The organism is Salmonella sp. SJTUF14076 (genome assembly GCF_015534835.1).
Taxonomy (GTDB): domain Bacteria; phylum Pseudomonadota; class Gammaproteobacteria; order Enterobacterales; family Enterobacteriaceae; genus Salmonella; species Salmonella enterica.
This window is the reverse complement of record NZ_CP064674.1, coordinates 3,717,666-3,730,605: the sequence shown is the minus strand read 5'-3', so window position 1 is coordinate 3,730,605 and position 12,940 is coordinate 3,717,666. Positions and strand designations below refer to the sequence as shown.

The window sequence follows — 12,940 nt, the reverse complement described above, 5'->3', positions numbered from 1 at the left end:
AACACGATGCTACAATGCGGCGCAAAGAAAGTTAACCCCGTGGAGCCGTTTGTGACGTCATTGCCCGTTGCCGCCGTATTGCCTGAATTGTTGACAGCCCTAAAAACCGCGCCGCAGGTTTTGTTGTCCGCGCCTACCGGGGCGGGGAAATCCACCTGGCTGCCGTTGCAACTCCTGCAACAGGGGCCGGTTGCTGGAAAAATCCTTCTGCTTGAACCGCGTCGTCTGGCGGCGCGTAATGTCGCGCAGCGTCTGGCGGAAGCGTTGAATGAAAAGCCTGGCGAAACGGTAGGTTACCGGATGCGCGCGCAAAGCTGCGTGGGGCCGCGTACCCGGCTGGAAGTGGTGACAGAAGGCGTATTGACCAGAATGATTCAGCGCGATCCCGAATTACGCGGCGTGGGGCTGGTGATACTGGATGAATTTCATGAGCGCAGTTTACAGGCGGATTTAGCGTTGGCGCTGTTGCTGGATATCCAGCAAGGGCTCCGTGACGATCTCAGGCTGTTAATCATGTCTGCGACGCTGGATAACGACAGGCTTTGTCAGCGACTGCCTGATGCGCCGACGATCGTCTCGGAGGGGCGCGCGTTCCCGGTGGAGCGACGTTATCAGCCGCTCGCGACGCATTTGCGTTTTGATGAAGCCGTCGCGATGGCGACAGCGGAACTGTTGCGCAATGAAAACGGTTCGCTGCTGCTATTTTTACCCGGCGTAGGCGAAATACAGCGCGTTCATGAACATCTGGCGTCGCGGGTAGGCAGCGATGTCCTGCTTTGTCCGCTGTATGGCGCATTGTCTCTGGAGGCGCAACGCAAAGCGATTGTTCCGGCACCCGCCGGGATGCGTAAAGTGGTATTGGCGACTAACATTGCCGAAACCAGTTTGACGATTGAAGGGATTCGTCTGGTCGTCGATAGCGCTCAGGAGCGCGTGGCGCGATTCGACGCGCGAACGGGACTGACGCGGCTGGTTACGCAGCGTATCAGTCAGGCGTCAATGACGCAGCGCGCGGGGCGCGCCGGACGACTGGCGCCGGGTATCTGTTTACATCTGCTGGCAAAAGAACAGGCGGAGCGGGCGGCGGCGCAAAGCGATCCGGAAATCTTACACAGCGACCTCTCCGGTTTGTTGATGGAGGTGTTGCAGTGGGGATGTCACGATCCGGCCTCGCTTTTCTGGCTGGACAGGCCGCCGGAGGTGAATCTTCAGGCCGCCCGCCGTTTATTATTGATGTTAGGCGCGCTGGAGGGCGAGCGATTAAGCGCGCGGGGGCGGAAAATGGCGGCAACAGGTAACGATCCGCGCCTGGCGGCGATGTTAGTCAACGCCGGCGAGGGCGATAGCGCCGCCACTGCCGCCATGCTCGCGGCCATCCTTGAGGACCCGCCGCGAGGCGGCGGTACGGATTTAAGCGTGCTATTTTCGCGGCGACAGCCGGGCTGGCAGCAGCGTAGCCAGCAGCTTTTAAAACGGCTGCAGGTGCGTAATGGCGAGCCGGATAGCGCGCTTATTATGCCGCTGTTGGCCAGAGCGTTTAGCGACCGCATCGCGCGGCGTCGCGGTCAGGAAGGGCGCTATCAGTTAGCCAATGGTATGGGCGCGATGTTAGATGTGGATGACGCGTTGGGACGTCATGAATGGCTGATCGCGCCGCTGTTGCTGCAAGGTAGCGCCTCGCCGGACGCCCGAATATTGTTGGCGCAGCCGCTGGATATTGCCTCGCTGATTCAGGCGTGTCCTGATTTACTGCGCCAGTCTGACACGGTTGAATGGGACGAGGCGCAGGGAACGTTGAAAGCGTGGCGCAGAATGCGTATTGGACAGTTGACGGTTAACGTTCAGCCACTGGCGAAGCCGTCTGAAGAGGAGCTTCATCAGGCGATGCTGAACGGCATCCGCGATAGAGGTCTGTCCGTCCTTAACTGGACGCCGGAAGCGGAGCAGTTCCGTCTGCGTCTGCACTGTGCGGCGAAATGGCTGCCGGAATATGACTGGCCTGCCGTGGATGAGGCGTCGCTGCTGGCGACTCTGGAAAATTGGTTGCTGCCGCACATGACAGGCGTACAGTCGTTACGGAGTCTGAAATCTCTGAATGTGACTCAGGCGTTACGGGGACTGCTTGACTATGCCATGCTGCAACGTCTGGATAGTGAACTGCCTGGGCATTACACTGTGCCGACGGGAAGCCGAATAACGATTCGTTATCATGAAGATAACCCGCCCGCGCTGGCGGTCAGAATGCAGGAAATGTTTGGCGAAGCGAAGACCCCAACCATCGCTCAGGGCCGCGTGCCGCTGGTGCTGGAACTGCTTTCGCCAGCGCAGCGACCGCTACAGATTACGCGCGATTTAAGCGCTTTCTGGCAGGGGGCGTATCGCGAAGTGCAAAAAGAGATGAAGGGCCGTTACCCCAAACATGTCTGGCCGGACGATCCGGCGAATACGGCCCCAACGCGGCGCACGAAGAAGTATTCGTGACGTGTTATACGTTGCCTCCAGGCCAGATAAGGCGTTAATCGCCATCCGGCAAAAGGGTAAATTGAGAGATTTCTTCTTCTGTCGTCTGGCGGAAGAATAGAGAATCGGGCCTTTGCGCCTGTATGTTGCGGAGAAAAAGCATGGCGGGGAATGACCGCGAGCCGATTGGACGTAAGGGGAAACCGTCACGTCCTGTGAAACAAAAGGTGAGCCGTCGTCGGCAGCATGACGACGATTATGATGATGACTATGAGGATGAAGAACCGATGCCGCGTAAAGGTAAGGGCAAAGGGCGTAAGCCTCGTGGCAAGCGTGGCTGGCTGTGGCTATTGCTAAAACTGTTTATCGTTTTTGTGGTGCTGTTCGCCATTTACGGCGTCTATCTGGATCAAAAAATCCGCAGCCGTATCGATGGCAAGGTCTGGCAGCTTCCGGCGGCGGTATATGGCCGGATGGTGAACCTTGAGCCAGACATGCCTGTCAGCAAAAACGAGATGGTGAAATTGCTGGAAGCGACGCAGTATCGTCTGGTGACGAAGATGACCCGTCCCGGCGAATTTACCGTGCAGGCCAATAGCATTGAGATGATCCGTCGTCCGTTTGACTTCCCGGACAGCAAAGAAGGGCAGGTGCGCGCGCGGCTGACGTTCAGTGACGGGCGTCTGGAAACCATCGTCAATCTGGATAACAACCGCCAGTTTGGCTTCTTCCGTCTCGATCCGCGGCTTATCACCATGCTTTCTTCGCCAAATGGCGAGCAGCGTTTATTCGTCCCGCGCAGCGGCTTCCCGGATCTGCTGGTCGATACGCTGTTGGCGACGGAAGACCGTCATTTCTATGAGCATGATGGCATTAGTCTTTACTCTATCGGGCGTGCGGTGTTGGCCAACCTGACGGCAGGACGCACGGTGCAGGGGGCCAGTACGCTGACCCAGCAGCTGGTGAAGAACCTGTTCCTCTCCAGCGAAAGATCATACTGGCGTAAAGCGAATGAAGCCTACATGGCGCTGATCATGGATGCCCGTTACAGTAAAGATCGTATTCTTGAGCTGTACATGAACGAGGTCTACCTCGGTCAAAGCGGGGATAATGAAATTCGCGGTTTTCCGCTGGCGAGCCTGTATTACTTTGGTCGTCCGGTAGAGGAACTGAGCCTCGATCAGCAGGCGTTACTGGTGGGGATGGTAAAAGGGGCGTCGATTTATAACCCGTGGCGCAATCCGAAACTGGCGCTGGAGCGTCGTAACCTGGTGTTACGCCTGTTACAGCAGCAGAAAATCATCGATCAGGAACTCTATGACATGCTGAGCGCGCGTCCGCTTGGCGTACAGCCGCGCGGCGGCGTTATTTCACCGCAGCCAGCGTTTATGCAGATGGTTCGTCAGGAACTGCAGGCGAAGCTGGGGGATAAAATTAAAGATCTCTCCGGCGTGAAGATCTTCACCACCTTTGACTCCGTGGCGCAGGATGCCGCAGAAAAAGCCGTTGTCGAAGGCATTCCGGCGTTGAAGAAGCAGCGTAAATTGAGCGATCTTGAAACTGCGATGGTGGTAGTGGATCGCTTTAGCGGCGAGGTACGCGCGATGGTTGGCGGGGCGGAGCCGCAGTATGCCGGCTATAACCGTGCCATGCAGGCGCGCCGTTCCATCGGGTCGCTGGCGAAACCGGCGACCTATCTGACCGCGTTAAGTCAGCCGAACTTATACCGTCTGAACACCTGGATTGCCGATGCGCCGATTTCTCTGCGCCAGCCGAATGGTCAGGTCTGGTCGCCGCAGAACGACGATCGTCGCTACAGCGAAAGCGGGAAAGTGATGCTGGTGGATGCGTTAACTCGCTCAATGAACGTACCGACGGTCAATCTGGGGATGGCGTTAGGTTTACCGGCGGTAACCGATACCTGGACGAAGCTCGGCGTGCCGAAAGATCAGCTCAATCCGGTTCCGGCGATGCTGCTAGGGGCGCTGAACCTGACGCCGATCGAAGTGGCGCAAGCGTTCCAGACTATCGCCAGCGGCGGAAATCGCGCGCCGTTATCAGCGCTGCGTTCGGTTATTGCGGAAGATGGTAAGGTGCTGTATCAAAGTTATCCACAAGCTGAACGCGCTGTACCGGCACAGGCGGCTTACCTGACGCTCTGGACAATGCAGCAGGTCGTCCAGCGTGGTACGGGGCGTCAGCTTGGCGCGAAATATCCGGGTCTGCATCTGGCGGGTAAAACCGGGACGACAAACAACAATGTCGATACCTGGTTTGCCGGTATCGACGGCAGCCAGGTGACTATCACCTGGGTAGGCCGTGATAACAACCAGCCGACGAAATTGTACGGCGCCAGCGGCGCGATGGCGATTTACCAGCGCTATCTGGCGAACCAGACGCCGACGCCTTTAGTTCTGACGCCGCCGGAAGATGTGGTGGATATGGGCGTTGATTACGACGGTAATTTTGTCTGTAGCGGCGGTATGCGCACTCTGCCGGTCTGGACGGACGATCCAAATACGCTGTGCCAGCAGGGCGAGATGATGCAGCAGCAACAGCAGCCGTCAGGCAATCCGTTCGATCAGTCGTCTCAGCCGCAGCAGCCTGCGCAGCAACAGCCGCCGAAAGAAGAGAAGAGCGACGGCGTTGCCGGCTGGATTAAGGAGATGTTTGGCGGCAATTAATCACGGTAATAGTGCCGGGTGGCGCTGTGCTTACCCGGTCTACACCGTTACGACCCCATTATGTGCGACGTAGGCCGAATAAGACGCTTACGTCGCCATCCGGCAAATCTTCCATAAATAACATTTCAGTCTAATTTATTAACCCTTCCTTTTCATCTGGTTGTTTCTTAACCCCTTAGTTTTCGTAGGGCCGCGTATCGCTTGCCATTGCGACGATATTTCGCCTATCATGCTGCGGTTATAATAATAATTATCGTTTACGTTATCATTCACTTTCATCAGAGATATACCAATGGCGCGTCTTAAAACTGCTCAGCCAAACTCCTCACTGCGTAAAATCGCAGTTGTAGTAGCCACAGCGGTTAGCGGCATGTCTGTCTATGCACAGGCGGCGGTTCAACCGAAAGAAGAAACCATTACCGTAACCGCAGCGCCTGCGCCGCAGGAAAGTGCCTGGGGACCGGCTCCGACCATCGCCGCGAAGCGTTCCGCCACTACCACCAAAACTGATACACCTATCGAAAAAACGCCACAGTCGGTTTCGGTGGTCACTAACGAAGAGATGCAGATGCATCAATTCCAGTCAGTAAAAGAAGCGTTGGGTTACACGCCGGGCGTAACGGTAAGCAGTCGCGGCGCTTCCAATACCTATGACTTCGTGATTATCCGTGGCTTCTCTTCCGTCGGTCTGAGCCAGAATAACTATCTGGATGGCCTGAAATTGCAGGGTAACTTCTACAACGATGCGGTTATTGATCCCTACATGCTTGAGCGTGTTGAGTTGATGCGTGGCCCAACGTCCGTTCTCTACGGTAAGAGCAACCCGGGCGGTATTATTTCGATGGTTAGCAAGCGGCCGACTACTGAGCCGCTGAAAGAAATTCAATTCAAAATGGGGACGGACAATTTGTTCCAGACCGGTTTTGATTTTAGTGATTCCCTGGATGACAACGGTGAGTTCTCATATCGTCTGACGGGACTGGCGCGTTCGACAAATGAGCAGCAAAAGAGTTCTGAGTCGCAGCGCTATGCGATTGCGCCCTCTTTTACCTGGCGTCCTGATGAGAAAACGAATTTTACGTTCCTTTCTTATTTCCAGAACGAACCAGAGACCGGCTACTACGGCTGGCTGCCGAAAGAGGGAACGGTTGAACCGTTACCGAATGGTAAACGCTTGCCAACAGATTTCAATGAAGGGGCGTCAAACAACACCTATTCTCGTAACGAGAAAATGGTGGGATACAGTTTCGAGCATGGCTTCAACGACACTTTTACCGTGCGCCAGAATTTACGTTTTGTCGAAATGAAAACCGCGCAAAAAAGCGTCTATGGCACGGGGATTGCGGCGGACGGCCATACGCTTAACCGCGGTACTATCGTTGACAACGAGCGTTTACAGAATTTCAGCGTAGATACACAACTGGAAAGTAAATTCGCGACCGGCGATATTGATCATACGTTGCTGACGGGTGTCGATTTCATGCGTATGCGTAATGATATTAACGCGACGTTTGGTAGCGCGCCGTCAATCGATCTCTATAACAATTACCATCCTGAATACTTTGCTTTCGGCGGCGCTGAGCCGTACCAGATGAACGAAAGTAAACAAACAGGCCTCTATGTTCAGGATCAGGCGGAATGGAATAAGTGGGTATTTACTCTCGGCGGCCGCTATGACTGGTCTAAACAAGCGACAACGGTGCGTCAGAATTCCACTACGCCGACAGAAGGATATATTGAACGTAATGACCACCAGTTCACCTGGCGCGGTGGCGTAAACTACGTATTCGATAATGGAATTTCACCTTACTTTAGCTATAGCCAATCTTTCGAGCCAAGCGCCTTCGATTTGTGGAGCACCCCACGCGTTTCTTACAAGCCGTCAAAAGGCGAGCAATATGAAGCCGGGGTGAAATACGTACCGAAAGACATGCCGGTTGTTGTTACGGGTGCCGTTTATCAGCTGACCAAAACCAATAACCTGACCGCCGATCCAACCAACCCATTAGCGCAGGTGCCGGCAGGCGAAATTCGTGCGCGAGGTGTAGAGCTGGAAGCCAAAGCAGCATTGACGGCTAACATCAATATGACGGCGTCTTACACTTATACTGATGCTGAATACACGAAAGACACTAACCTGAAAGGGAATACGCCAGAGCAGGTGCCTGAACACATGGCGTCGTTGTGGGGCGATTACACCTTCAACGATGGTCCGTTGTCAGGTTTAACGCTGGGAACAGGCGGTCGTTTTATTGGCTCCAGTTACGGCGATCCGGCCAATAGCTTCAAGGTAGGCAGCGCAGCGGTGATGGATGCGGTCGTCAAGTACGATCTGGCGCGTTTTGGTATGGCGGGCTCCAGCATTGCGGTTAACGTTAATAATCTGCTTGACCGCGAATACGTCGCCAGCTGCTTCCAGACGTACGGCTGTTTCTGGGGCGCAGAACGTCAGGTCGTTGCAACGGCAACCTTCCGTTTCTAATTTCTTTTGGGCACGGCTTGCCGTGCCCGTTTTACAAGTTGGCTGCGATGCAGGAAAACCACATTCATTCCGATACCACCTTTGCGCTGCGAAGCGTCGCCTTTCGTGTGCCGGGCCGCACGCTTTTACACCCTCTCTCGTTAACGTTTCCCGCAGGTCGCGTCACCGGACTTATTGGCCATAATGGTTCCGGTAAATCCACGCTGTTAAAAATGCTGGGCCGCCATCAGCTGCCTTCCGAAGGGGATATTCTGCTCGACAATCAGCCGCTGGCGAGCTGGAGCAGCAAGGCGTTTGCCCGCAAAGTTGCCTATCTGCCTCAACAATTGCCACAGGCGGAAGGAATGACGGTGCGCGAACTGGTGGCGATTGGCCGCTATCCGTGGCACGGCGCGCTGGGACGCTTTGGCGTCGCGGACCGGGAAAAAGTAGACGAGGCGATTACGCTGGTCGGCTTAAAACCGCTGGCGCATCGTCTGGTAGACAGTCTTTCCGGCGGTGAACGCCAGCGCGCGTGGATTGCCATGCTGGTCGCGCAGGATAGCCGTTGTCTGCTGCTGGATGAGCCGACGTCAGCGCTGGATATCGCCCATCAGGTGGACGTGCTGGCGCTGGTGCATCGTTTAAGCCAGCAGCGCGGGCTGACGGTGGTTGCGGTGCTGCACGATATCAACATGGCGGCCCGCTACTGTGATTATTTAGTCGCGCTACGCGGCGGTGAAATGATTGCGCAAGGAACGCCTGCGGAACTGATGCGCAGTGACACGCTGGAACAGATTTACGGTATCCCGATGGGTATCCTTCCGCATCCGGCGGGCGCGGCACCTGTGAGTTTTGTGTATTAATGCGTGATTTATATCCTCTTACTCGCCGCCGTTTATTAACGGCGATGGCGCTCTCGCCGCTGCTGTGGCAAATGAATACGGCGCAGGCTGCCGCTATCGATCCCCGCCGGATTGTGGCGCTGGAGTGGCTGCCGGTTGAGCTGCTGCTGGCGCTCGGTATTACGCCGTATGGCGTGGCGGACGTGCCAAATTATAAGCTGTGGGTTAGCGAACCGCCGTTGCCGGATTCGGTGATTGATGTGGGTCTTCGCACTGAACCCAATCTCGAACTGCTGACGGAGATGAAGCCGTCGTTTATGGTCTGGTCGGCAGGCTACGGACCCTCGCCGGAGAAACTGGCGCGGATCGCGCCGGGGCGCGGGTTCGATTTTAGCGACGGCAAAAAGCCGCTGGCGGTGGCCCGACGCTCGCTGGTTGAACTGGCGCAGACGCTGAATCTGGAAGCTGCGGCAGAAAAACATCTGGCGCAATACGATCGCTTCATCGCCAGCCAGAAGCCGCATTTTATCCGCCGCGGGGGGCGTCCGTTACTGATGACGACGCTTATCGATCCGCGGCATATGCTGGTGCTCGGCCCGAATTGCCTGTTCCAGGAGGTGCTGGACGAGTATGGCATTGTCAATGCCTGGCAGGGTGAAACCAACTTTTGGGGCAGTACGGCGGTTAGCATCGATCGGCTGGCGATGTATAAAGAAGCGGATGTGATCTGCTTCGATCACGGGAATAACACCGATATGAACGCGCTGATGGCAACGCCGCTGTGGCAGGCCATGCCGTTTGTCCGCGCCGGGCGCTTTCACCGGGTGCCCGCCGTTTGGTTCTATGGCGCGACCCTCTCCACGATGCACTTTGTCCACATCCTGAATAACGTGTTGGGAGGCAAAGCGTGAGCAGAAAACGTGAAATGCCGGATGGCGGCGCGAAAAGCGCCTTATCCGACCTACGGTTTGGGCGCTTTGTAGGCCGGATAAGGCGAAGCCGCCATCCGGCGTTGCTGTTATTGGCGCTGTTGGTTGCCGCCTGCTGGCTGACATGGGTTAACTTCTCCGTTGCGCTACCGCGCAGTCAGTGGCAACAGGCTATCTGGTCACCGGATATCGACATCATTGAGCAGATGATTTTTCATTACAGCCTGCTGCCAAGACTGGCGATTTCGCTGCTGGTGGGCGCGGGGCTTGGGCTGGTAGGCGTCCTGTTCCAGCAAGTATTACGTAACCCGCTGGCGGAACCGACCACGCTGGGTGTGGCGACCGGCGCGCAATTGGGGATCACGGTGACTACGCTTTGGACGATTCCCGGCGCGCTGGCCACGCAGTTTGCCGCCCTGACGGGAGCCTGCATTGTCGGCGCGCTGGTGTTCGGTGTGGCGTGGGGCAAACGCCTGTCGCCAGTGACCCTGATCCTCGCCGGGCTGGTGGTCAGCCTCTATTGTGGCGCAATCAACCAGTTACTGGTGATTTTCCACCACGATCAGTTGCAAAGCATGTTTTTATGGAGCACCGGAACGCTAACGCAAACCGACTGGAGCGGCGTGCAGCGTCTGTGGCCGCAGTTGCTGGGCGGTGTGATGCTCACGTTATTGTTGTTACGCCCGATGACGCTGATGGGGCTGGATGACGGCGTTGCGCGTAATCTGGGTCTGGCGCTGTCGTTAGCGCGTCTGGCGGCGCTGTCGCTGGCGATTGTGTTGAGCGCTCTGCTGGTCAACGCGGTGGGCATTATCGGTTTTATCGGCCTGTTTGCGCCGCTGCTGGCGAAAATGCTTGGCGCAAGACGTCTGCTGGCGCGCCTGATGCTGGCGCCGCTCATTGGGGCGCTTATTTTGTGGCTATCCGATCAGATTATCCTTTGGCTCACCCGCGTATGGATGGAGGTTTCCACCGGGTCAGTGACGGCGTTAATCGGCGCGCCGCTGCTCCTGTGGCTGCTGCCGCGGCTTAAAAGCATGAGCGCGCCGGATATGAACGCCAGCGATCGTGTGGCGGCGGAACGTCGGCACGTTCTTGCTTTTGCCGTTGCCGGTGGCGCGCTCCTGCTGCTGGCAACATGGGGCGCGCTCTCTTTTGGTCGCGACGCGCACGGCTGGACGTGGGCGAGCGGAACGCCGCTTGAAGAACTGATGCCGTGGCGCTGGCCGCGGATACTGGCGGCGTTAATGGCGGGCGTCATGCTGGCGGTGGCGGGCTGCATTATTCAGCGTCTGACCGGTAATCCAATGGCCAGTCCGGAAGTGCTGGGGATCAGTTCCGGAGCCGCGTTTGGCGTGGTGTTGATGCTGTTTTTGGTGCCGGGGAATGCTTTCGGTTGGCTACTGCCTGCCGGAAGCCTGGGCGCGGCGGCGACACTGCTGATTATTATGTTAGCCGCCGGGCGCGGCGGTTTCTCGCCGCAACGGATGTTGCTGGCGGGGATGGCGCTCAGCACTGCGTTTACCATGCTGCTAATGATGCTCCAGGCGAGCGGCGATCCGCGGATGGCGGATGTGTTGACCTGGATCTCAGGATCTACCTATAACGCCACTGGCGGGCAGGTTACGCGAACCGCGATCGTGATGGTGATTTTGCTGGCCATTGTGCCGTTGTGTCGCCGCTGGTTAACGATTTTGCCACTGGGCGGCGATGCCGCGCGCGCGGTGGGCATGGCGCTTACGCCGTCGCGTATCGCGCTGCTGGCGCTGGCGGCGTGTTTGACGGCAACCGCGACGATGACCATTGGGCCGCTGAGTTTCGTTGGACTGATGGCGCCGCATATTGCGCGGATGCTCGGTTTTCGCCGGACGATGCCGCATATGGTCATCTCGGCGCTGGCAGGGGGCGTTTTACTGGTCTTTGCCGACTGGTGCGGCAGGATGGCGCTATTTCCGTATCAGATCCCGGCGGGACTGCTTTCAAGCTTTATTGGCGCGCCGTATTTTATCTATTTGCTACGTAAACAGAGCCGGTAAAAAAAGGCTATGCCACATTTATGTCGGGTGGCAGCCATGCTCAACCCGACCTACAAATTACACAATATCAATATGTTGTGGCAATATTTTGTAGACCTAAAAATAGCTGAACGCTATCAGGTGCGAGAGCTGTCCTGTCACGTTTTATCGAGGGAATTCTGCTTTTATTTTCAGCAAGAAGCAGGTGTTATTTCTGTATCGATAAGTCATGTGCTATTTCAGTGGCGCGCCGCTGTCTCCTGAACAGGGTGACTAATTTCAACATATCCAGGCCCGAAACGTTGATGATAAATTGCGGCATGATCTATCCAATAATAAGAATTACCGGTTTCGGTATTAAGCCTTTTTAAATATTAAGATGCGGATGCCGCATCTTTAATGCATCTCGTAAATCAATTTTAATTTAATAATAAATTTTTATTATAAAACTTCGATAATAAAATATTATTTTTTTATCGAAGTAATAAAAAACAACTCTATTAAAATAAATTAATTGCCACGAGTAAACAAAAAAAATGTAATTTAGCATTTTTTGTTTTTTTAATGAAATTTATACCAAAAATAAATGTTACGCGTCATTGCTATATATTCAGTACTGTAATTCTGATCTTTTTTTATTCATTTTGACATGTTTATTGTTTTTTTGGCTCTCCCGTCTTGCTTGCTTTGTTTGTTTTTTGAACGGTAAAAATATTTATTATTTAATTCTGATAATCCTTTAAATAAAAAACGCTTGTCTTTGGGTTTTTAATGGAAAATACTTCACCGCGCCTAAGGGATGTTATTTATTAACGTGTTGTTTGCTTCTTTTGAATGTTGCATCGGCAATTTCATAACTCGTCATATAATATATATCTACTAATATAAACATGGGGTATTGAGTATAACTCTGTGTGAATAGCGTAAAAATACTCACCAACTTTTAATAAGGATGAAAAATGAATACAGCAGTAAAAGCTGCGGTTGCTGCCGCACTGGTTATGGGTGTTTCCAGCTTTGCCAATGCTGCGGGCAGTAATACTGGTACGGTGACTTTTACCGGTACTATTGAAGATTCACCGTGTTCAATCGTGGTTGGCGACGAACACCAGACCGTTAACCTGGGCCATATCGGTACCGGTTCTCTGATGGGCGGTAAAGAATCTTCAAAAGTCGATTTCCATATCGGTCTGGAAAACTGCGCATTCACCACTGAGAAAGAAGCGTCTACCGTTTTCTCTGCCATCGGTAACGAATCCAGCGCTAATCCGGGCAGCGTTGCGCTGATGCGTATCGGCGGCGGCGAAATGGCGGGTTCCAGCATTGTTATCGGCAACCACCTGGGTTCCGCGATCAAATTGGGCGACGCTTACAGCGAAAACCTGACGATGAACGGCAGCGTTGCGGCGGCGAAACAGACTCTTAACTTCAAAGCCTGGGTGAAAGGCGATTCCGCTGCCACCACTATCGATACCGGCGAATTCAGCAGCACCGTAAACTTCACGATCAGCTATCTGTAAGTAAAATATCATCCTGCGGCAGTCTG

Annotated in this window: 7 protein-coding genes; all 7 read left to right on the top strand. The window is 54.8% G+C overall.

Annotated elements, in window-relative coordinates:
- The first annotated feature begins 51 nt into the window (after nucleotides 1-51).
- Nucleotides 52-2,481 (top strand): ATP-dependent helicase HrpB, encoded by a 2,430-nt coding sequence (gene hrpB, locus HU143_RS18125; protein ID WP_023227151.1) that lies wholly within the window; start codon nucleotides 52-54, stop codon nucleotides 2,479-2,481.
- Between the two features lie 140 nt (nucleotides 2,482-2,621).
- Nucleotides 2,622-5,144: a bifunctional glycosyl transferase/transpeptidase gene (mrcB, locus tag HU143_RS18120; RefSeq protein WP_000918127.1), complete on the top strand. Its 2,523-nt coding sequence runs from the start codon at nucleotides 2,622-2,624 to the stop codon at nucleotides 5,142-5,144.
- Between the two features lie 292 nt (nucleotides 5,145-5,436).
- Nucleotides 5,437-7,626 carry a ferrichrome porin FhuA gene (gene fhuA / locus HU143_RS18115; protein ID WP_000113226.1) on the top strand — a complete coding sequence of 730 codons (2,190 nt, stop codon included), beginning with the start codon at nucleotides 5,437-5,439 and terminating at the stop codon, nucleotides 7,624-7,626.
- Between the two features lie 47 nt (nucleotides 7,627-7,673).
- On the top strand, nucleotides 7,674-8,471 hold the full coding sequence (gene fhuC, locus HU143_RS18110; RefSeq protein WP_001157197.1) for a Fe3+-hydroxamate ABC transporter ATP-binding protein FhuC: 798 nt from the start codon (nucleotides 7,674-7,676) through the stop codon (nucleotides 8,469-8,471).
- On the top strand, nucleotides 8,471-9,361 hold the full coding sequence (gene fhuD, locus HU143_RS18105; RefSeq protein WP_023227152.1) for a Fe(3+)-hydroxamate ABC transporter substrate-binding protein FhuD: 891 nt from the start codon (nucleotides 8,471-8,473) through the stop codon (nucleotides 9,359-9,361). The genes fhuC and fhuD overlap by 1 nt, the downstream gene beginning before the upstream one ends.
- A 14-nt stretch (nucleotides 9,362-9,375) precedes the next feature.
- Nucleotides 9,376-11,415 (top strand): Fe(3+)-hydroxamate ABC transporter permease FhuB, encoded by a 2,040-nt coding sequence (gene fhuB / locus HU143_RS18100; protein WP_089541814.1) that lies wholly within the window; start codon nucleotides 9,376-9,378, stop codon nucleotides 11,413-11,415.
- Between the two features lie 938 nt (nucleotides 11,416-12,353).
- Nucleotides 12,354-12,914, top strand: a complete 561-nt coding sequence (gene stfA / locus HU143_RS18095) for a fimbrial major subunit StfA (protein ID WP_001090554.1) — start codon at nucleotides 12,354-12,356, stop codon at nucleotides 12,912-12,914.
- The last annotated feature ends 26 nt before the right edge of the window (nucleotides 12,915-12,940 follow it).

What these genes read in the sequence shown, in the direction of transcription:
- fhuB (WP_089541814.1), top strand. Translation starts at nt 9,376, where the DNA reads ATGCCGGATGGCGGCGCGAAAAGCGCCTTATCCGACCTACGGTTTGGG.
- fhuD (WP_023227152.1), top strand. Translation starts at nt 8,471, where the DNA reads ATGCGTGATTTATATCCTCTTACTCGCCGCCGTTTATTAACGGCGATG.
- mrcB (WP_000918127.1), top strand. Translation starts at nt 2,622, where the DNA reads ATGGCGGGGAATGACCGCGAGCCGATTGGACGTAAGGGGAAACCGTCA.
- stfA (WP_001090554.1), top strand. Translation starts at nt 12,354, where the DNA reads ATGAATACAGCAGTAAAAGCTGCGGTTGCTGCCGCACTGGTTATGGGT.
- fhuA (WP_000113226.1), top strand. Translation starts at nt 5,437, where the DNA reads ATGGCGCGTCTTAAAACTGCTCAGCCAAACTCCTCACTGCGTAAAATC.
- fhuC (WP_001157197.1), top strand. Translation starts at nt 7,674, where the DNA reads ATGCAGGAAAACCACATTCATTCCGATACCACCTTTGCGCTGCGAAGC.